Origin of the sequence: Pseudomonas sp. GM17 (assembly GCF_000282175.2) — a bacterium.
In the GTDB taxonomy this organism is placed as follows: Bacteria; Pseudomonadota; Gammaproteobacteria; order Pseudomonadales; family Pseudomonadaceae; genus Aquipseudomonas; species Aquipseudomonas chlororaphis.
Map to the genome: position 1 here is coordinate 1,107,169 of NZ_CP124732.1, position 20,401 is coordinate 1,127,569.

Below are 20,401 nucleotides of genomic sequence, written 5' to 3' on the forward strand. Positions count from 1 at the left end.
ATGCTCCGAAACTTAGCGGAGGATGACCTGATGGCTTATGTCGAGCATGCAGAAACAGAAGTCCTGCACGAACCGAAGAGCTTCTTCACGCGCTATATCTGGAGCCAGGACCACAAGGTCATCGCCATCCAGTATTCCTTGACGGCGATCTCCGTGGGGCTCGTCGCCCTGGTGCTGTCCGGCCTGATGCGCATGCAGATCGGCTTTCCCGGCAGCCTCGAGTTCATGGACGCCAGCACCTATTACCAGGCGATGACCCTGCACGGCATGATCATGGTCATCTACCTGCTGACGGCCCTGTTCCTGGGCGGCTTCGGCAACTATCTGATTCCGCTGATGATTGGCGCCCGGGACATGGTCTTCCCCTACGTCAACATGCTGAGCTTCTGGTTCTACCTGCTCTCGGTCCTGGTGCTGCTTTCCAGCTTCTTCGTCCCGGGCGGGCCCACCGGGGCGGGCTGGACACTCTATCCGCCGCAATCCATCACCCGGGGCACCCCAGGGACCGAATGGGGCATCGTGTTGATGCTGGTATCGCTGGCGATCTTCATCGTCGCCGCCACCATGGGCGGGCTGAACTATGTGACCACGGTGCTGCAGGCCCGTACTCGCGGCATGACGCTGTTTCGCATGCCGCTGTCCGTCTGGGGCATCTTCATGGCCTCGATCCTGGCCCTGCTGGCCTTTCCGGCCTTGTTCGTCAGCGCGGTGATGATGCTGTTCGACAGGCTGCTGGGCACAAGCTTCTTCATGCCGGCGGTGATTTCCATGGGGCAGCAGCTCGCGCATCAGGGTGGCAGCCCGATCCTGTTCCAGCATCTGTTCTGGTTCTTCGGCCATCCGGAGGTCTACATCGTCGCCCTGCCGGCGTTCGGCTTGGTCTCCGATCTGATCAGCACCCACGCGCGCAAGAACATCTTCGGTTACCGCATGATGGTGTGGGCCATCATTGCCATCGGCGTGCTGAGCTTCGTGGTCTGGGCGCACCACATGTACGTCAGCGGGATGAACCCGTACTTCGGCTTCTTTTTCGCCGCCACCACCTTGATCATCGCCGTGCCGACCGCGCTGAAAGTCTACAACTGGGTGCTGACCCTGTGGCATGGCGACATCCACCTGACGGTGCCGATGCTGTTCGCCCTGGCCTTTATCGTCACCTTCCTGGTCGGTGGCCTCACCGGGTTGTTTCTCGGCAACGTGATTGTGGATATCCCGCTGTCGGACACCTACTTCGTGGTGGCCCACTTCCATATGGTCATGGGGGTCGCGCCGATACTGGTGATATTTGGCGCCATCTATCACTGGTTTCCGAAGATCACCGGGCGCCTGATGAACGACACCCTGGGCAAGCTGCATTTCTGGATAACTTTCCTGGGTACTTACTGCATCTACTTCCCCATGCACTACCTGGGCCTGCTGGGCATGCCTCGGCGCTATTACGCCTGGCAGAACTACAACTTCATCCCGCAATCGGCGCAGCAGCTGAATGCGTTCATCACCGTTGTCGCGCTGACGGTCGGGGTATGCCAGCTGTTGTTCCTCTTCAACCTGGCCTGGAGCGCCTTCAAAGGCAAGCCGGCGGGCCCGAACCCATGGGGGGCGGCCAGCCTGGAATGGCAGACGCCGGACACCCCGCCCGTACATGGCAACTGGGGGCCGGAGCTGCCGGTGGTGCACCGTTGGGCCTATGACTACAGCGTGCCCGGGATAGAGCAGGACTTCGTGCCACAGACGGTTTCTGCCCAGGAGCTGGAGCAGATGAGGCAGCGCAGCGCAGAAGCCAGAATCGCGGGCGAAAGACCATGAACGGGCCGCTATTGAAAAATACCGAAAGCGCCGGCGCCGGTGGCCGTTGGAGCCAGCCCCCCGACCACTCTCGGGGACCGGCAGGCCTGGACAGGGTGAAAGCCGCAAAAGTGGGCCTGCGCATGTTCCTGGTGGTGGTGACCTCGCTGTTCCTGCTGTTCCTGCTGGCCTTCATCGCGCGTTCGCAAATGGCGGACTGGCAGCCGCTGACCGAGCCCCTGGCGCCGCTGGCCAGTGCCCGGCAACTCTGGCTGAACACGCTCCTGCTGGTGCTGGGCAGTATCAGCCTGCAGTGGGCGCGGCTGGCCGCCCGTCGGGATGCATTGAACGGGGCCACCCTCGGCTTCGCCCTGGGCGGTGTCTTCGCGATCGCCTTTCTCGGGGGGCAACTCTGGGTCTGGAAGCAGTTCGTCGACTGGGGCTATTTCGTTTCCGCCAATCCGGCCAACAGCTTTTTCTATCTGCTGACCGGCGTACACGGGCTGCACCTGCTGGGAGGCCTGGTGGCCTGGGGCAGAGTCGGCGCCAGGTTCCTGCGCCGGGTTCCGCTGTCGCGACTGGCGTCCAGCGTGGAGCTCTGCGCGATCTACTGGCACTACCTGCTGGGGCTGTGGATCGTCCTCTTCGTCCTGCTGACCAGCACGCCGGAAACCTATCAAGCCATCGCCGCATTCTGCGGCCTGAGGTGAAGCCATGGCATTGCCCTCAGCAACCCCTCCGGAAAGCTCCGTCCCACCCCCACCCGATACGCTGGTAGCGGGGTGGAAGAGCATCGCCACCGACTGGGCCTCGGATCAGGATGTGTTCAAGCGGGTGCCCTGGGGCAAGGCGATGATGTGGATCTTCCTGCTCAGCGACACCTTCATCTTCACCTGCTTCCTGACCGGCTACATGTCGGTGCGCATCAGTGCCACCGTCCCCTGGCCGAACCCCAGCGAAGTGTTCGCCCTGACCATCGGCGGCGTTGAAATCCCCCTGATCCTGATCGCCATCATGACCTTCGTGCTGATCAGCAGCAGCGGCACCATGGCCATGGCCGTGAACTTCGCCTATCGCCGTGTACGCGGCAAATGCGCGGCCCTGATGTTGGCGACCGCGGCCTTCGGTGCGACCTTCGTCAGCATGCAGGCGTTCGAGTGGAGCAAGCTCATCGCCGAAGGCGTGCGCCCCTGGTCGAACCCCATGGGCGCCGCGCAGTTCGGCGCCAGTTTTTTCATGATTACCGGTTTCCACGGGCTGCATGTATCGGTCGGCGTCATCTACCTGTGCATCGTCGCCTTCAAGGTGTTGCGCGGAGACTACGAGCGCTCCGGCAACTATCAGATCGTCGAGATCGCCGGGTTGTACTGGCACTTCGTGGACCTGGTGTGGGTATTTATCTTCGCTTTCTTCTACTTATGGTGAGCCCGCAGAGGAGTACCGGCGATGGCACATGCACAAGGTCAACAGCATCCACTGAGCCTGTACCTGAAGATCTGGGGGCTGTTGTTCGTACTCAGTACCCTGTCCTACCTGGTCGACTACTTTCACTTCCAGGGCTACTTCAGGTGGTCGCTGATCCTGGTCCTCATGTTGTTGAAGGCCGGCCTGATCGTTTCCATCTTCATGCACATGGCCTGGGAGCGCCTGGCGATGGTCTACGCGATCCTCGTCCCGCCGTTGTGCCTGCTGGTGCTGGTTGGCCTGATGGCCGCCGAGGCGGACTACGTGTTTTCCACCCGGGGGATTTTCCTCGGGCAATGACCGGCTTCCGCCTCCGGCGTTCAAGCGCCGCAGCGTCCTATATCGTGCGCTTGAACTGATGCCATTTCTGCAGCCAGGCCACTACCCAGTGAGGCGCTGCTGCGCCGGTCCCGGCGACCTGCAGTTGCGGGTGATGGCTGATGACCTGATCCAGGATCGGCTCCTGAGCGGGTTCGACGTCCACGAAGAAAATGTGCTCGCCGTCCCTTACCGTCTTTTTCAAATTGCTGAAGTGGGCATTGGGCACCTGGATACCGAAGAAGCCGCCTTCCCAGATACAGAAGCCCAGGATCACGATCGCCAGAAAGATGAACGGCACCCAGCCTGCCGCGGACTCGGTCCAACCTGCCAGATAAGCACCGAGCAGTACCAATGCCGCGAGCGGTATGCCAATAACCGCGCCAATCTCACCGGAGTGAACGACATCCTGCTTCATGAGTGAGTTCACATCATGCAGGTGATGCTGTTCCACATCCGCATCCCGGTCGCTGAGCACATGTATCTGCTCGGTACTGATGCCGCTGGCTTCCAGCTCGCTTTCAACGGTTTCCAGCTCGTCGAGATTATCGCTGATGTAAAAATGCCGGTTCATGAGTCACCTCCTACTTCATCGTCGCAGAGGCCCCCATTTTTTCTGCAGTCGTTATCTGAAATTCCAGAGTGTTTTCCTGTTGCTCTGGATAACACCGCACGCTGATCGCTAGCTAAAAAAGTATAGCACCGCGCCTGTCAACGCCTTGCTGGAGGCCGCGGACTGCGGGCGTATGCAGTAATCGGAGGGGCATGGATCCGTCTGTCCGGATTCTGAATCTGCGTGGGTAATCGGGCGAGTGACGGCCGTTTGATCTGCCACGCCCTACAAAGACAAGGACGCCAATTGGCGCCCTTGTTTCAAGTTCTTCAAACGGTCGAATGACAGGCGAATGTCAGAGGTCGGAGGGACTATTTATAAAAAACATCGATCGTTGCGGTGGCGTTGAATTTCCCGAGAATCGCCTTGCTGGTTCGCCATTTCAGCTGAGCCAGGAAGTCGCTCACCACCACCTGATCACGGCTGTTCTCCACCAGGGTGAACTCTTTGTTGAAGGGTATGGCACTGCGGCCCTGTTGCTTGAGCAGGCTGATGCCCACCGATGAGTTGTTGTTCGGTACCAGGGTGTAGCCGTCTGTCGCGGTAGCGGCAACCGGAGTGAGCTGTGCGCTCAGCCCGTAAGCACTATTGCAGGTCTTGGCCGCGGTGATGCTGAACGGGATTTCCTTGATCACCTTGTCGGTTTGCGCCAAGGCGGCAGTGATACTGCCAAAGTCGACGGTCTTGGGGGAGACAGACAGGGTCGATGAGCAGGCGATATAGCGCATATAGTGCAAGCCGCCCAGTGACATGACAAAGTTGCTATTAGGGTTGGTGTTCATACCGCCCTTTCCATCCAACTGGAACGCGGGATACATCGGGGTTCCTGTCAGGCTTCCCTCCTTGCCTGGGCTGGGCGGGCTTTTTTTGGAGATAAAGAAGTTGAAGTTCAATGGGAAGGTTTGAGCTTTGTCCTTGCAACCGGCTGAAACGTAACAGCCTTCGAAAACGATGGGGAGTTCCACCCGACATCCCGCCAATTGAGTACAGCGCAGGTCGGTTCCGTTCAGGTGGATACCCACCTCCAGGTCGGGCCCCAATTTAGTGAGGCCTGGGTCGCGAGGGCTTAAATAAAAGTAAACGTATTCTTTGCCAGCCCCGGAGATGTCCTGCCAGCAGGTCATGCTGATGCTGTAGTTATCGGAGCGCCAGAGCACGGTATCCTTTGGCAGGCTATTGGGCACCGCAATGCTGGTGAAGATCATGATCGTATCGGCGGCCTGGGTGCCATCTTTTTTGCAGGCCAAGGCATAACTCTTCTGAGTAAGTATCAGTAGCAGGGCCAGTGAAACCAGTTGGTAGATCCTTTTCATCATGTGTCTCCATTGACCTTAGCGTTGAGCCGAACCGTGGCTTTTTTTCTCGGTGGATAGCGTTGTTCCATAGGGCCTCAGGTTGCCTGCGTCGCTGACGATCTGATAACGCAGGCTGGCGGGTTGGCAGGCCGGTATGTCGACGGGCTGTGTCGAGAACGGCGGGAGCATCAGGTGCTCGATCGGTTGGCCGCAGGGTTGGCCATTCGAGCCTATGGCTTCGATATCGCTAAGGGTCAGGTAGTAGGGGGATGGGTTGTCGGCGATGAGCCCGCCTGCGGTTTCTCTCTGCGTTTCCCAGGACAATCCGGCCATGGCTTCGTCCAGGGTGTTCTTCAGTGGTGGGCGGTAGAGCAGCTTGAAGCGGTGCCGCAAAGCGACGGTCATGGTGTGAGGCGTCTTGGCGGCCGGAGGCACGTCCAGGACGCTCAACAGAAGATAAGATTCGCGGTCAGTAGGCAGGCCTGTTCCCTGGTAGAAAATTTCCACGGTGGCTTTCTGTCCGCTGGAAATTTGCAGCAACGGTCTGGAGACCGCCAGGGGCAGTATCTGGCTGCGCCCAGACTCTTTCTCTCCCCAGTCCAGCGAAACTTGCGCCAGGGCGGCCTGCTTGCCGTCGTTGACCAGGGTTACCGCCATTCGCTGGCCCGTCATGATGAAGCGGTTCTGTCCGTCGAAGGAGAGGTCCGCCAGGGCGGTACCGGATGGGCAGGCAAGGAGCAGTCCAACTGCAAGAGAAGGCACCAGGCACATGTGTCGAGAGAGCGTTTCTCGTGCAGAAGGGTGCGGGGTGATGTTAGGTCTGGGATGCATTCCATCTCTCCATCGGTGTGAAGGCCTGGCGGATATCCCGGTGGCTTTCTTGGTGAGCCCGGATACCGATTGAGGTCGGCATTTTGGTTTGGATGCAATTGCACGAGCAATAAGGCCATTCTGAATCGGGCTCTCTATGGTGTATGCCTCAGGCCCCTGCTTTTCCTCCATTTCCCCTCTTCTAATTACGCCTATTCAGATGAACACTGTTTCCAGCTCCTGAAGGCGGCAAGAGAACCGTCGTCACCGCTGGGCACGTTTTGACACTTACCAAGGGCTGATGCCTTTGAGGGGACGGCTCTGAAAACGTACGGCCGGGCGAGTGTTCGTTTTCAGTGGCGATCAATTGAGGGGGGGAAATAGCCGCTGGGAGTGCTGATGATGGGGCCGGGCTCGACCGAAGGTTGCGATTTGCGCGCATTGATGGTCATCGCCAAGAGACGGGGGGCTTGTTACGTCGCTTGTTACGTAGACAGAAACAACCAAGCCCTCGCATGGCTGCGAGGGCTTGGTTTTGTCTCCGGACCTGCTGATTACAGAGCGAGCGCTAGGCAGTGTCTGCCTCAGCTCGGCCTGGCGAGCGCCTACTTGCTCAGTTTGACCGCCAGCTGGGCCACGTACTGGCCTTGATGACGGGCGATCTCCAGTTCACGAGCATCAGGCTGGCGCGAGCCGTCACCACCGGCAATGGTGGATGCGCCATAAGGGGTGCCACCGCCGACACTGGATGTATCGAACAAGGCTGGCGAGCTGTAACCGATGGGCACAATGATCATGCCGTGGTGAGCCAGGGTGGTCCACGTGGAGGTAATGGTCATCTCCTGGCCGCCGCCGGTACCTGTCGAGGTGAATACACTGGCGAGCTTGCCAACCAGGCCGCCCTTGGCCCACAACCCGCCAGTCTGGTCGAGGAAGTTGCGCATCTGGCCGGACATATTGCCGAAGCGGGTCGGAGTACCCAGGATGATTGCGTCGTAGTCGCCCAGCTCGCCTGGTGTGGCAACCGGAGCGCTCTGATCCACTTTGCCATGGGCAGCCTTGAAGGCTTCCGGGTCCATGGTCTCGGGTACGCGTTTGAGGGTGACTTCAACCCCGGGAACGCTCCGGGCACCTTCCGACACGCTCTGGGCCATTGTTTCGATATGACCGTACATCGAATGATAAAGAACCAATACCTTAGCCATGCGTACTTCCTCTTGAGGTGTGTCTTGAGCTGACTGACGGCCTGTTAAATAGGCGATCAGGTTAGTTATCCATCCCACTGTTGCACCTGCATCTGCGTGAGTCGTGGCGCATGATCGATCTAATTGGCTTCTGTGAATATGAGAAAATATCGAACGGGATGTTCGAGAAAATTGATCTTGGAAAGCAACAAAGGCCAACCCGAAGGTTGGCCTTTGACATACTGCGGATGGGTACCAGAGAAAAGCGTAATGACATGAAAGCCTCAGAATCGACCACTGATCCCCAACAGTGGCCCCTTCTGGACAATGTCGTAGACAAAACCGTCATGGCGATAATTCACCCCCATGGCCCGGTAACCGGCCACCGCCGAAAAGCCCGGCAAGAATTCCCAGCCTGCCAGTGCGGCCAGGTCCCAGTCTTCCCGCGACTGGCCGGCGCCCGCCATGCCCCAGGATGACAACCAGAATCGCTCATTCACGGCATAGTGCCCACGCAGCCCCGCCATGGCATCGGCCCAGGTGGCCTTGTCGGACCCGGACAGGCCGCCAGCAGGCCCGCCGTGCAGGGTGATGGCGGTGCTGCTGTACCAGACCCGCACGCCGCCCGCGACGTCCAACCGATGATCGTTATCCCCCAGCACCTGATATCCGCCTCCCAGGAATCCCGAGGCCGTCTTGCTTTCCACCTCAAGCTTGGACGCCGGGGCGCCTGCTGGCAGACGGTTGCGGGTGTCGGTGTCGATGTACATCAGGTCGGCGAGTACGCTGTATGGCCCGCGCCGCGCCTCGCCCATCAGCATCACCGACATATCGACGCTACGCGCGATGTCGGAGAAGTCGGATTTTATAAACTGGGTCCCGGTGCTGCGGTGGCCCACGTGCCCACGGATACCGGCGCCCCACAGGTAAGGCCCGCCATTGAACTGCCAGCCATCAGCGTCTGCCGCCATGGCCACCATCGGCAGACTGGAACCCGCGGTCGTCAAGGCGCTGACCAGCAGCGCCAGGCGGGCCTGCTTACACCGCAACGGCGAGCGTGGGTTGTCACTGTGCATCATGGTGTTTCTCCGATCAGTGCTGGGTCAGCGAGAGCGCCACGCCCTCGGCCGCACAGTCCTCTGTAGGCTTCAGGCCCGCCTTTTGCGCAGCCTTGACCTCCTCCTTCGCGGCCGCCAGGTCCGCCAGGAACGCCGGATTGCCATGCAGGCTCGCCACCGTGGCGGCCCCCATGATGCGGCCTGCATCCACGTCGCTCTGCCAGTGCGCATCGCAGATGACCCGGCTCTGGCCGTATGACAGGCCACGGGTCATCAATTCGGTGGCGCGTGCCGGATTGATCTCAGCCAGTACCAGGCCCCAGGCCCAGCCCGCGGCGGAGTGGCCGGACGGCCAGGAACCATCCGTGCGCAGCAGTGGCTCCATGTCTTTGCGGCATGTGCTTTCGTTATGCACCACGAAAGGACGGGTACGGTTGTAGGCATTCTTCCCGGCGTAGGTGGAGCCGCCCGCATCGGTCAGGGTGCGCTGCATCAAGGTGTAAAGATGCGGTGTACTTTTCTCGGTGATCGGCGTGCCCAGTGCGCAGGAGAATGTTTTCGCCGGGCCAGGGAATGACAGCGCCGCATCCGTTGCCGCGAGTTTCTCCCGAGCGGTGCCACGCAGCGCCAGCGCCGCACGCCGTGCTTCCTCATCCCGCGCAAGCGCTGCGGAGTCTGGTTTTGGCGGTGCACCGAGCAGCGCCAGGCGCACTGGCAAGTCAGCCGGGTCCAGATAGCCTGGAGCCAGCTTGAAGTGAGGGTCCGTGACCTGGGTGGCGGCATCTTCGGCGAGCAGCAGTCCCGACCCGAATAGGCCGGCCAGGGACGCGGTCATCCCCAACTGCTTAGGTAGTTTTTTCATCGATCATTCCTTTATCTGTATCGGATGGCGCCGGTATTACCGGTTTATCAAAAACGGTATAGAGCGTTCAGATAGGCACCGGCCCCGACCTTCTCACCCGTCAGCGGGCTGTCGCGGGCGTCGGCAACCAGGGCGTAGGTCTTGATGCCGCCTTCCAGTGCCAGCTGTGGCTGCCATTGCCAGGTGAGGCCCAGCTTCAAGGTCACGTCGCGCATCCCGCCACCCGGGTGGTATTCATCGAACCGGGTGCGTGCGGCTTGCTGGGCCGTGACGCCGAAGCGCGCCATCATGTCGTTCTCATTGCTCCAGGTGCCGTACAGCGTCGAGTCCAGGGTCAAGGTCGAAGACAGTGGGTATGCCGTGGCGACCCCGGCTTCCAGGTACGCCGTGCGCCCCAGGCTTTCGCCACCGTAATGACGGTTCTGGCTCGATTGCAGGCCGCGCACGAACAGGCGGCCGGCCGGCAGGATCCAGTACGCTTCCGCCCCGACCAGGGCGGTGCTGTCCAGGTTGCCCATTCCCTTCAAGTAGTCATCACGGCCGTCCAGGGTATGAATTCTTTCCTTGCGCCCCTGGTCATAACCGATCAGCAGGGCCACTCCGAAAGGAGCCAGCCCCGGCAAGTCCCAGCGCAGCCCGTCCGGGAAGGCCGCGGTAAAGGTGCCCCAGTCTTCGGTAGGCAAGACCGCTTTCAGTTTCAGCGACGGGAACGCGGCGTAGCGTGAAGAGCCTTCGTACAACGGGCCAAAGGCAACTCCGCCGCCTACCGTCACGGATGGAGCGCCGTTTGAATCGTCAAGGGCTGCATGTGCAGGTAACACCAGCGTCAATGCGAGGGCTGCACCCATGATGAACATCAGCGGGTGTCTAAAAGAATTTGAATGGTCTTTGTTTGTCATTGCTTAGTTCCTTTGGTGTGAACTCTGTAGTCCAGAGCCATCCCTGACTTAATAAGCCATATCAAACTTGGTAACCGTTGCGTCTAACGCTATTAAGGCATCAGCCAATTGATCTAAATAACCAGTCATTATTTGAATGATTGAATTTATAGAACGACGGGCTGCGGCTGTGGAAAACGCCATTGGCCATTCAGTATTTCGTTGCTCGGCTGATAAAGCCTGACCGTATAGTTCCAACCGGGCATAACGGGCAGGCAATTAGTGATCTTTGCGTCACAACCACCGAACTGGATGACAATCGAGCCATCATCGCTTTTCTTGGCAGTGAGGTTATTCAACGAGTAGATGTCATATGGGTTTTTCTGAAAGTATCCGTCTGCGTTGTAAACACTCACAGACCAGAAGCTGTTGACCGGGACCTGTCCAACTTTGAGACGGTAAACGGTTTTCCCATCGTTCTGCGGCATCACACCGCCGAGGTAGATGGCGTCCTTGCTCGGATTTCCGCCCCACCCCGTCGCAGTTCCGATCAGGTGCTGGATCGGATCGACGCTACCTTTAGGGCCAAAGGACTGGTTGTAGTTGGCAATTGTCGAACCCAGGACAGCCAGGGCATCACGCATCTTTTTCTGGCTCGCCTGATCCCACTTCGGTACTGCGAATTCCCCTGGCTTGGCCTGGCTGACCTTGATTGCGTCCTGCAGTTCATGCACCTGCTCAAGGTCTTCGCGATCCGTGGGATCGAAGAAAATGCGCACAGCAACAAAAACATAGCGTGTGCCGATATCCTCTTTCGTCAGCGTGTGGCGACCGGCACCGTAAATGACGGCGGGTACGTAGTGATCTTCGTTGACCATTTGCATCGACATGAAGCGCTCACCGGCCTCAGGCAAAGTGATCGTGACTGGACCGGCATCGAGATCGAACACCGCTGACGAATAGAGGGTGTCCCGATTCATTCGGACGACATCCTGAGCGTCGATAGGAACCGGTTCACGGTTATGAACAAACTGACCAAAGCCTCCACTCGTCACCGTTTTGCCCATGTACAGGTCGGACTCGGCACGGACAAAGTTATCGACACCCACCAGCGTCGCCGCGGCAGGGGATGACTGTGCGTTTGCACTCGCAAAAGTTGCCAGCGTCAGGGCGACGATGCAGGCCGTGGATGAGTAGGACATTTAAACCTCTTGATCTTATAAGAAGTGATTTCCTTCCCCGGCTTTAGGCTGTTCTTGTGCATGAGTTGCTCGCTGCAGCGCTTGCTGGGGTTGGCATTACCTTTTCCGACTGTATAAGAACGCCTCGATGGAAACTTGCCATTTGATGCCAAAAGGCCAAGCCACTACCTACCGATCAGCTTGCCGGCGGTGCTCCTACAGAAATGGCTGTTCAGGTCAGGACGGCAAGCCCTATCCCGAAGTGGGTCGAAGGGGCGGGTGGGAGAGGGAGCAAGTGCTCAGGCGAAGACGCTGTCTTGAATTTTAATAATCATGTTTCAAGGCCGAGCGGTAGCGCGACGGCGAGTTCCCGGTCCAGCGTTTGAAGGCTCGAGTAAAGTGTGCTTGGTCGCTGTAACCCACCATGTAGGCAATTTCGGTTGCGGTGTATTTACCGCTGGCAATTAGTTGAAGTGCTTCGCTGCGCCGCGTCTCGTCGCGTAGATCTTCGAAGTCGATGCCGCAATACTTGAGACGGCGCTGCAGCGTTCGAGAAGACAGTCCGATGTTTCTTGAGATAGCGGTAAGTTTGGATTGATCCTGGTCCGATATCCGCTCGATGAGCACGCCTGCTGCTTGCGCTGTCGACCTCAAGGCTTCGGTGACTTTCCAGGCGTCATCCCGAACAGGTTGCAGGGGCGTGTCGAGCAGCTCACGGTCGAATTCGATCATGTTGTACTGCGCGTTCATTTCGAGATTCGGCCCCAGGTATTCTTCAAGCGCCTCATCGCCGCTTTCCCTCGGGTTTTGCAGATGCACGCGTATGGCGCCAGGCTCACCGGACATGAGAGGTACTTTTCTAAGCAGCGCAAGCGTGCCGAGAATGACTTGCTTCGGATCAGCTCCGTGCTGTCCGGTAAATTGGTGGATCAGTTTCGTCGTACGGCCTTCGGTGACGATTTCTACTTCTCCTCCTTGATGCAGCAAGTCGGTATAGATCGCCGCCGTTGCGCAAGCCTGAGCGAGGTTGGTCGAGCCCAATATCAACTCGCCCCAGGCACCGAGCGAGCGTACTTCGATCAGATGCCCCACACAGGCACCGCCGAAGGGGTCCTGTGCGATAGCTGCCATTTCGTTGGCTATATGAAAACAGGCCGCTCGCGGTACCCAGGCATCAGGGTTTTGAAAAACATGAGGGGAAATGCCGTAACGCCGAAAGAACTCCAGCGGCGACACCCCACGCATGCTCAGGTAGGGGGCTATTTGCCGAAGAGTGCTGAGTTTGATGGATGGCGTGGCATTCGTCATAAGCGTTCGCACCTGTTTTTAAAGGCAATGCACGGGAAAACCGTCTTGGCCCGCAGGGAAACACTAGCGCAAAACTTTTGCCAAAGTCGCGTTATTGACAGCACAGCACAGGTCGATTCAGCGACAAGATCAACACTTTTGCAGAACCCCAAAACGAAAAAACCCGCCAGAAGGCGGGTTTTTCGTGGGTTCCAGAGATTTTGAAAGCCTTCTTTGGAACCTTGTATGGTGCCGGCACCAGGAGTCGACCCCGGGACCTACTGATTACAAGTCCAATAATACGGTTAGTGTTTATTGGGGAAGAACAGATGGCCCAAGATTTCAGAGGATATTTGGGAAATAGTCGTCATAGATGCTATTAGAGCCGCCTATGACGCATCGGATTGATAACCTGTTATCCAGCAGAAAAAAATTCATGACGTGATGCTCGTCGTTCGCGGGCATTGTCTATGCTTAGGCTTTCTCGAAAGGAATCGACACCATGCCAAGCGATTATTCAGCAGGTGCGGTGCACACCAAGGTCCAATCAAAAGTCATGGCGAGATGAATTCGGGTAACCAATCCGGTTTCTCGCCACATACTGTTAATTGTATTAAACGCAAGCAGGTGACAAGAATGGAAGCTAAAGTTTACGCAAACAAGGACTGGCAACATATCGGCATAGTAGAAAAAGACGGAAATTTGTATGCTGACGGAGAGTGGTGCTTCAAAAAAGATCAACCCGATATTTATACCTGTAAGAGTACTGGGCTTAATTCCAGTTATTTATCATTTACTCATGTCAAAAAAATCGATAATAGCGGTGACACATCCTATCCCTATAGTGGCCCAGGGGCAAAGATTGGTCAGCTTGTTATTCGCCTAGGTGAAAACGGACTACCAGTACCTTTGAATGGTGCAGGCTTCTTAAGCGTGAAGGCCGGGCAGGATTTATGGATGCGCATTAATGATGACTCAGGACTTTCCGATAACGACGGCTACTTAACACTTAGAATTGTTCAAGGTGTACCAGATCGTGCCGTGACAAACTCCTATGGAGACCCTATCGGTACTCAGTACCGTCGAAACTCCGCCGGAGGTTACGATAAAATTTAGAGGTTCTGGTTTGAGCTGATAGTTTCCAATTTTCTGACTGTGGCTTTCAGCTCAAACTCAACCGATTTATAAACCTCAGATTGATGATGTGAAGCAACGCACTCTACATCCGCTACTGATTGGCTTTCGTTTGTGAATGTGAATTACCAGCCCACCTTGTACGCCGTGCAAGTGCCGAACGCCCCACAGACCCCGTAGCGGGCCTGGGCTGGGGCCTGGTTTGCACCACCCAGCAGGTTTGCACAAAAAACGGACGCAAAGCTCGCCGGCGGGAGGGGGATAAGTGTTTTTTCGGCAGTTTTTTTCTCTACGCTCGGATTTTCCCGGGGCTGTGGCTGCATGCATGAAAAAGCCCCCACTGCCCGATAGAGCAGTGGGGGCCTGGTCGTTGCTTACCTGGTGCTTATGCAGCTTCGACGGTGATAGAGATCCGCCGACCGAGTTCCGGCAGGGTGAAGTGGCTGCCCTTGCCGGGTTGGAACTCCGCGCCTTGGGCTTTCAACCATCGCCGAAACTCGCTGTACTTCATCTGCATCCCTCGCTGTTTCGGTGAAGCCATCGTGCAACATTTATGATGCGCCCTTGTTGGAATTAACTCGTAATAAGTTCAGAAAAATCCCCGCCATCGTTTTGACATAATTGCCGCAACAGGCGCGGCTCAACTCCGCGCCTTCTTCGTTTTTGTGGGAGTGAGTTGGTGTCAGAAAGGATTGAGGGCTCGGGCGGGAAAATCATGTTCGACGTGGATGCGGTCTACTGCATTTCGTTGAAAGAGCGAACAGACCGGCGAGAGCTATTCCGGGCCTCGGTACAAAGCCTGATCCGAAACCCGGTGGTGTTCCATGTCGTGGAGCGGCACGCCGACCCTGTCCGTGGCTGCTATGAGTCGCACCAGGACCTGGCACGGATTGCGCTCGAGCGCGGGCTTGACCGGGTGTTGATCTTTGAAGACGACGTTGCACCGTATGAACTGAAGGCGACCCCCATCCGTTGGATCAATAAATTCATCCGTACTCGGCAATTTGAAGTGCTGCACCTGGGGTACAGCATGGGCAGGACCTGGCTAACCTGGTTCCCCTTTATTGCCCGGGGCCGCGTCGTTGCGCTGCACGCCTATATCCTGTCTCGTGAGGGTTGTCAGATCCTGGCGAACACCCCGTACAGCGGCACGCCCGTTGACGTGATTTTCAAGAAGCGCATAAAGCAGCACTGCGCCTTTCCGATGCTGTTCCGCCAGCAGCCAGCAACATTGGCGGGTAGCGACATCGAGACCGAAGTGAAAAACGAGGATGAATGGTGGCAGCGCAATTGGGACAAGCACCGTACCTCGCCGATTAAAAACCTCTGGCGGACAGTGCTCAGGCTCAATTTTTAAAGGGGAGGGGCTTTATCTTCCCCCAGCACGTTGGCCTTGGCTGGCGCTGTAGTGAAGGCATCGGCGTTGCCTGGCGGTGGTGTCGACCCATGGGGGATGAACGGCCAGTTGGCTGTCCATGTCGGCCACCAGGCTCGCGGATCGGCCCGACACCGCTTGAGCGCGCCCAGCGCCTGGGACCGTTTTCGCCAGCCTGGGCACAATGTGGACAACTAAGGCGAACTAAGTGGCGTTTACAACAGCCAGAAACAACAAAGCCCCGCATTGCGGGGCTTTGTTTTGTATGGTGCCGGCACCAGGAGTCGAACCCGGGACCTACTGATTACAAGTCAGTTGCTCTACCAACTGAGCTATACCGGCGTGTGGGCGACGATTATAGCGATTGGCGGGGTTCTGTAAACCCCTGAAATCTGACTATTTTTGCTTTGTGCCGGGCTCTAGCCGCGGACCAGCACTTTCTTGAGTTTTTCGAGGGCGCGCCACGAGCGGCTGTTGCGCAGGGCGTGCAGTGCAGCTTCGGCGCGATCGGCGCGTTGGCGTTCGGCGATCAGGGCCTGTTCCAGGTCGGTGGCGGGGGCGACGAAGCGGTGGCCGGGGTTGAACTGGAATTCGTCGAGGTTGCACGGCGGGATGTCGAAGGCGCCCTTGAGGTTCAGGTGTTCTTCGGCCAGGTAGAAGGTGTTGATGCCGTCGAACACCACCGGGTGGTAGCCGGCGCCGGTGACCAGGGTTTCCCAGGCCTGGTCGCGGTTCCATGGAGTTTCGATCAGCAGGATCCACGGCCGCCAGCGGTTGAAGTCCATGCTGCGCAGCACGGTTTCTTCGTGGCCTTCGACGTCGATCTTGAGGAAGTGGATGGGGCCGCCGACGTGGGCCTCGCAGATGTCGCTCAGGGTGCGTGAGCTGACGATCTGGGTCTGCACCTGCATGCCGGCGTCCTTGTGCTGCTGGGCGATGGCGGGGTCGAGGGTGGACAGGCCGGTGTCGGCGATGCCGTAGAAGGTCAGGGCCTCGGCGTTGTCGCCCGCAGCGCATTGCAGGTTGCTGTCCCGGGGCCGCTCCTGGCACAGGGCGTGGTAATAGCTCGGCACCGGTTCGACGTTGATGCCGCGCCAGCCGCGATCGTAGAAGGCGCGGGTCACCGAGTCGGCGGTGGGGTGGTTGGCGCCGACGTCGATGTAGAAGCCGTTTTCAATGTGTTTGAGCGCGCGCCACAGGCGGATGTCTTCGAAATTTTGTGCATAAGAAATGAACGTCACTGTCTTTTCCCGTCAATCACAAAGGTTCTGGATCGGACGCGCCCGCGAGCGCCTGCGTCTGTATAACAAGCGTCGCCGACCGGCGCAATTTGCCGCGCCTGTGGTGCCGGTTTTCGGCTGTTATGTCCTTTGGCATTGACGCTTATGCACAATCGATGGCTGTCGCGCGGCTGTTTTCGCTGATTTTGTGGATCCGTTCTCAACTCGCCGCAACTGGCTGTTTTTTCGCTGATTTATTTTTGTGAACAAAAAATGACCAGCTCTGTATTGAGGCTGTAGCAGGCGCTTTCAGCGGCTTTTGTTGGATTTCATCAACAGAGTTATCCACAGGCTGGATGGGGTGATGGATCCAGCTTATCCACGTTCCGCCAGCAGCATCAGGTTGCGTGGGGTGAGCGGTGCCGGGCAGAACAGGCCCAGTTGCACGCGGTAACCCTGTTCCTGCAAAAACAGCCCGCGATCGAGCACCAGCCACAGCTCCAAGGGCCGGCGAAACAGGCCGCGCAGCAGCTCCAGGTTGCGGACGTGGGCCAGGCGCTGCCAGCCGGCGGCTTCCAGCGCCGGCCAGTCCTGCGAACCGACTGTGGGTAAGTCCTTGAGGGCCGCCAGGTCGCGGCAGTAGTCGGCGAAGGGTTTGTCCAGCCAGCTGGCGGGCAGCGACGGGGTGGGCAGGTATTCGTCGACCCCGCGCAGCCGGCGTTGCAGCAGGTCGAAGGCCAGGCGGCGGGCCATGGAGCTGTCGCGTTGGCGACGCACCCGGGCGCCGGCGGTGACCGTCTCGCTCAGGGGCAGGCCCAGGTCGTCGAGGGACAGTTGCAGCGCCGAGCCCTTGGCCGGGCCGGAGAGCGGCTGGTACTCGGCATGGCTGATGCGGTTGTAGCAGCAGGGCGCGATAGCCAGCTGGCGGCAGCCGCGTTCGCTGGCCAGTTGCATCAGGCGTACATGCAGGTCGCCACAGGCGTGCAGGGCCACCGGGGTGTGTTCGGCGCTCAGGCGGGCAGCGGCGTCGGCGGCGAGTACGTCCTGCTGCAGGTGGCTGACCGGTAGCTGATGGTGTTCGCTCAGTTGCCGGCCGCTGGCGACCAGCGCCGGGTCGTATTCCAGGCAGGTCAGCCGTTGCCCGGGTTGCAGCAGGCGACGGCCGAGGTGGCCCTTGCCCGAACACCAGTCCAGCCAGTGGCCGGGTGCCCGGGTGAACTCCAGGCAGGCGGCGAAGGCTTCGATCTGCTGCCATTTGCGCCCGGGAACATCGACATTGAGGCGCTGGCGGGCGGCTGGTACCTCGTGCATCGGCAGCTCGGCCACGGCACCGAGCGCGGCGGCGGTCCGCGCCAGATCGGGGAAGGGCGCGGGAGCATCGAGCCGTTCTGGGTGGTTATGGCTGGCCTCGGCATCGTCCAGGCTGCGCTGGCGCAGCCATTGGGCGAGTTCGCGGTGTCGGGCTTCCCAGGGCAGTTGAGGCTCGGTGAAGGGGCGTGGGCGCCAGAGCGGTTGATGGTCCAGCAGGAAGCGGTCCAGGGCCTGGAAGCGGCTGAGGAGTTCGGGGCCTTGGAGGATGGAGGGCATGCTGGGCTGCTCAGGATAGGGGCCGTAGGAGCGAGGCTTGCCCGCGATGAGAGCGTCGCGGGTTATCTGGTACACCGCGTTATCGTTTATCGCGGGCAAGCCTCGCTCCTACAGAAGCAGTTCAGCGGCCTTGGCATTGCTCGACGCGCAGCCAGCGTTCCAGCAGCTTGAAGCCTTGCACCAAAACATAGGACATCAGCAGGTAGAACACCCCGGCGGCGAAGAAAATCTCCACCGGCAGGTAGGTGCGGGCAATGATGGTGCGGGCCATGCCGGTCAGTTCCAGCAGGGTCACGGTGCTGGCCAGGGCGCTGGCCTTGAGCATCAGGATCACTTCGTTGCTGTAGGCCGGCAGGCCGATGCGCGCGGCCCGGGGCAGGATGATGTAGAACAGCGCCTTGGGCTTGGACATACCCAGGGCCCGCGCCGCTTCAATCTCGCCCGGCGGGATGGCCTGGATTGCCCCGCGCAGGATCTCGGCGATATAGGCCGCGGTGTGCAGGGTCATGGTGGCGGTGGCGCACCAGAACGGATCGCGCAGGTACGGCCACATCGCGCTGTTACGCACTGCGTCGAACTGCGCCAGGCCGTAGTAGACCAGGAACAGCTGCACCAGCAGCGGCGTGCCGCGGAAGAAGAAAATGTAGGCATAGGGCAGGGCGCGCACGTACCACAGGCGCGACGAGCGGGCGATGCCCAGCGGAATGGCCAGCAGCAGGCCGGCGATGACCGCGATGGCCACCAGTTCCAGGGTCAGCGTGGCGCCCTGGGCCAGCTTGGGCAGCCACTTGATGATCACTTCCCAGTTCATTGGGCGCTCCTCGCGAAGCCGCGAGCGGCGCGTTTTTCCAGGAAATGCATGCCGGTCATGGCCAGCACGGTCAGGCCCAGGTACATGAAGGCCGCCACCATATAGAAGGTGAAAGGTTGCTTGGACACGGTCACGGCGATCTGCGAGTGACGCATGATTTCTTCCAGGCCGATCACCGACACCAGCGCGGTGTCCTTCATCAGGATCATGAACAGGTTGCCCAGGCCCGGCAGGGCGATGCGCCACATCTGCGGCATGATCAGCCTGGTGAAGATCCGCCATTTCGACAGGCCCAGGGCCACGCCGGCCTCACGATGGCCCTTGGGGATGGCGAGGATCGCGCCACGGAACACTTCGGTGGCGTAGGCGCCGAAGCACAGGCCGAGGGCGATGACCCCGGCGGCGAAGGCGTTGAGTTCCAGCTCCGGGTTGCCGAAGAACTCACCCAGGGCGCGCATCAGGTTGACGGTGCCGAAGTAGATCAGCAGCACCCAGAGCAGTTCGGGAACGCCGCGCACCAGGGTCGAATAGGTGCCGCCAAGCCATTGCAGCGGCTTGTACGGGGAAGTCTTGGCCAAGGCGCCGAGCAGGCCGAGCACCAGCCCCAGGCACAGCGCCGAAAGAGCCAGCTTGACGGTCATCAGCGCGCCAGCGGCGAGCGCCGGGCCGAATCCGTAGAGATCGATATTCATGGATGGTTATTCAAGTCGCGGCAGGCTTTGCTAAGGACCGGCACCCTCGGGGAAGGGCGCCGGGCAGGCCAGTCAGTATCAGTAGATGCTGAACGGGAAGTACTTGTCGTTGATCTTCTTGTAGGTGCCGTCGGCCACGACTTCCTTCAGGGCGGCGTTGAGCTTCTCGCGGATCGGATCGTTCTTGCGCACGGCGATGCCGATCTTGTCGCTTTCTTCAACCGGGTCGCCCTTGAACTCGTAAGGCTTGCCCGCTTCGCTTTTGAGCCACTCGTAGTTGACGTACTTGTCGGCCAGGATCGCGTCCAGGCGGCCGGACGTCAGGTCGAGGAAGGCGTTTTCCTGGGTGTCGTAGAGCTTGATGGTGATGTCGTCGCCCAGGTTGTCTTCCAGCCAGGTGCCGGCCAGGGTGGCGCGCTGCGCACCGATGATCTTGCCCTTGAGGGAGGCTTTGTCGGTCTTGAAGTCGGTCTTGTCTTTAGGCGCGATGAACTGCAGCTTGTTGGAGTAGTACGGGTCGGTGAAGTCCACCGCCTGCTTGCGCTCGTCGGTGATCGACATCGAGGAGATCAGGAAGTCGAACTTCTTGGCGTTCAGGGCCGGGATGATGCCGTCCCAGTCGGAGGTGACCACTTCGCACTCGACTTTCATCTTGGCGCACAGGGCATCGCCGACGTCTTTGTCGAAACCGACGACCTGGCCGCTGGCATCCTTGTTGTTGAACGGCGGGTAGGCCGCTTCGATGCCCATCTTCAGTTTGTCGGCGGCCATCGCATTGGCCGAGAACACCAGAGTGGCGGCAGCGGCCAGGAGGAATTTCTTATAGCTCTGCATGCGTGTTGCTCCG

The 20,401-nt window shown here is 59.2% G+C and carries 20 protein-coding genes and 1 tRNA gene; 6 read left to right on the forward strand and 15 right to left on the reverse strand.

The window, feature by feature from the left end; genetic code table 11:
• The first annotated feature begins 30 nt into the window (after positions 1 to 30).
• The 4 genes from ctaD to PMI20_RS04970 are packed head-to-tail and all read left to right on the forward strand — an operon-like array spanning position 31 to position 3,549.
• Positions 31 to 1,806 (forward strand): cytochrome c oxidase subunit I, encoded by a 1,776-nt coding sequence (gene ctaD / locus PMI20_RS04955; protein ID WP_007922557.1) that lies wholly within the window; start codon positions 31 to 33, stop codon positions 1,804 to 1,806.
• Positions 1,803 to 2,495 carry a cytochrome c oxidase subunit 3 gene (locus PMI20_RS04960; RefSeq protein WP_007922560.1) on the forward strand — a complete coding sequence of 231 codons (693 nt, stop codon included), beginning with the start codon at positions 1,803 to 1,805 and terminating at the stop codon, positions 2,493 to 2,495. The genes ctaD and PMI20_RS04960 overlap by 4 nt, the downstream gene beginning before the upstream one ends.
• A 4-nt stretch (positions 2,496 to 2,499) precedes the next feature.
• Positions 2,500 to 3,210: a heme-copper oxidase subunit III family protein gene (locus PMI20_RS04965; protein ID WP_007922563.1), complete on the forward strand. Its 711-nt coding sequence runs from the start codon at positions 2,500 to 2,502 to the stop codon at positions 3,208 to 3,210.
• Between the two features lie 21 nt (positions 3,211 to 3,231).
• Positions 3,232 to 3,549, forward strand: coding sequence for a cytochrome C oxidase subunit IV family protein (locus tag PMI20_RS04970; RefSeq protein WP_007922565.1), 318 nt, complete (start codon positions 3,232 to 3,234; stop codon positions 3,547 to 3,549).
• A 37-nt stretch (positions 3,550 to 3,586) separates the two neighbouring features.
• On the opposite strand, the gene PMI20_RS04975 is transcribed toward PMI20_RS04970, so the two are convergent.
• From PMI20_RS04975 to PMI20_RS05015, 9 genes are all read right to left on the reverse strand, one after another.
• On the reverse strand, positions 3,587 to 4,141 hold the full coding sequence (locus PMI20_RS04975) for a hypothetical protein (RefSeq protein ID WP_007922567.1): 555 nt from the start codon (positions 4,139 to 4,141) through the stop codon (positions 3,587 to 3,589).
• A gap of 350 nt (positions 4,142 to 4,491) precedes the next feature.
• A complete protein-coding gene (locus tag PMI20_RS04980; RefSeq protein WP_007922569.1) occupies positions 4,492 to 5,493 on the reverse strand; it encodes a fimbrial protein in 1,002 nt (333 codons plus the stop codon).
• Positions 5,494 to 5,511: 18 nt separating this feature from the next.
• Complete coding sequence (locus tag PMI20_RS04985) at positions 5,512 to 6,306, reverse strand: fimbrial biogenesis chaperone (protein WP_007922571.1); 795 nt, start codon at positions 6,304 to 6,306, stop codon at positions 5,512 to 5,514.
• Between the two features lie 584 nt (positions 6,307 to 6,890).
• On the reverse strand, positions 6,891 to 7,490 hold the full coding sequence (gene wrbA / locus PMI20_RS04990; RefSeq protein ID WP_007922573.1) for an NAD(P)H:quinone oxidoreductase: 600 nt from the start codon (positions 7,488 to 7,490) through the stop codon (positions 6,891 to 6,893).
• Positions 7,491 to 7,753: 263 nt separating this feature from the next.
• A complete protein-coding gene (locus tag PMI20_RS04995; RefSeq protein WP_007922575.1) occupies positions 7,754 to 8,548 on the reverse strand; it encodes a hypothetical protein in 795 nt (264 codons plus the stop codon).
• A 13-nt stretch (positions 8,549 to 8,561) separates the two neighbouring features.
• A complete protein-coding gene (locus PMI20_RS05000; protein WP_007922577.1) occupies positions 8,562 to 9,389 on the reverse strand; it encodes an acid phosphatase in 828 nt (275 codons plus the stop codon).
• Positions 9,390 to 9,436: 47 nt separating this feature from the next.
• Positions 9,437 to 10,288 (reverse strand): MipA/OmpV family protein, encoded by an 852-nt coding sequence (locus PMI20_RS05005; protein ID WP_007922580.1) that lies wholly within the window; start codon positions 10,286 to 10,288, stop codon positions 9,437 to 9,439.
• A 146-nt stretch (positions 10,289 to 10,434) separates the two neighbouring features.
• Positions 10,435 to 11,469 carry a DUF1254 domain-containing protein gene (locus PMI20_RS05010; RefSeq protein WP_007922586.1) on the reverse strand — a complete coding sequence of 345 codons (1,035 nt, stop codon included), beginning with the start codon at positions 11,467 to 11,469 and terminating at the stop codon, positions 10,435 to 10,437.
• 303 nt (positions 11,470 to 11,772) lie between these two features.
• Complete coding sequence (locus tag PMI20_RS05015; protein ID WP_007922589.1) at positions 11,773 to 12,756, reverse strand: helix-turn-helix domain-containing protein; 984 nt, start codon at positions 12,754 to 12,756, stop codon at positions 11,773 to 11,775.
• Positions 12,757 to 13,371: 615 nt separating this feature from the next.
• Here PMI20_RS05015 and PMI20_RS05020 point away from each other — a divergent pair.
• A complete protein-coding gene (locus tag PMI20_RS05020) occupies positions 13,372 to 13,851 on the forward strand; it encodes a hypothetical protein (RefSeq protein ID WP_143481879.1) in 480 nt (159 codons plus the stop codon).
• Positions 13,852 to 14,584: 733 nt separating this feature from the next.
• Complete coding sequence (locus PMI20_RS05025) at positions 14,585 to 15,226, forward strand: glycosyltransferase family protein (protein ID WP_007922595.1); 642 nt, start codon at positions 14,585 to 14,587, stop codon at positions 15,224 to 15,226.
• A gap of 284 nt (positions 15,227 to 15,510) precedes the next feature.
• On the opposite strand, the gene PMI20_RS05030 is transcribed toward PMI20_RS05025, so the two are convergent.
• The 6 genes from PMI20_RS05030 to PMI20_RS05055 all read right to left on the reverse strand — a co-directional run bounded on the left by PMI20_RS05030 (position 15,511) and on the right by PMI20_RS05055 (position 20,388).
• A tRNA-Thr gene (locus PMI20_RS05030) sits at positions 15,511 to 15,586 on the reverse strand.
• Between the two features lie 77 nt (positions 15,587 to 15,663).
• On the reverse strand, positions 15,664 to 16,485 hold the full coding sequence (locus tag PMI20_RS05035; RefSeq protein ID WP_007922597.1) for an FkbM family methyltransferase: 822 nt from the start codon (positions 16,483 to 16,485) through the stop codon (positions 15,664 to 15,666).
• A 354-nt stretch (positions 16,486 to 16,839) separates the two neighbouring features.
• Positions 16,840 to 18,051: a methyltransferase gene (locus PMI20_RS05040; protein ID WP_037033963.1), complete on the reverse strand. Its 1,212-nt coding sequence runs from the start codon at positions 18,049 to 18,051 to the stop codon at positions 16,840 to 16,842.
• A gap of 121 nt (positions 18,052 to 18,172) precedes the next feature.
• Positions 18,173 to 18,862, reverse strand: coding sequence for an ABC transporter permease (locus tag PMI20_RS05045; protein WP_007922607.1), 690 nt, complete (start codon positions 18,860 to 18,862; stop codon positions 18,173 to 18,175).
• On the reverse strand, positions 18,859 to 19,554 hold the full coding sequence (locus PMI20_RS05050) for an ABC transporter permease (protein WP_007922609.1): 696 nt from the start codon (positions 19,552 to 19,554) through the stop codon (positions 18,859 to 18,861). The genes PMI20_RS05045 and PMI20_RS05050 overlap by 4 nt, the downstream gene beginning before the upstream one ends.
• A gap of 78 nt (positions 19,555 to 19,632) precedes the next feature.
• Positions 19,633 to 20,388: an ABC transporter substrate-binding protein gene (locus PMI20_RS05055; RefSeq protein ID WP_007922611.1), complete on the reverse strand. Its 756-nt coding sequence runs from the start codon at positions 20,386 to 20,388 to the stop codon at positions 19,633 to 19,635.
• Positions 20,389 to 20,401: the final 13 nt, after the last annotated feature.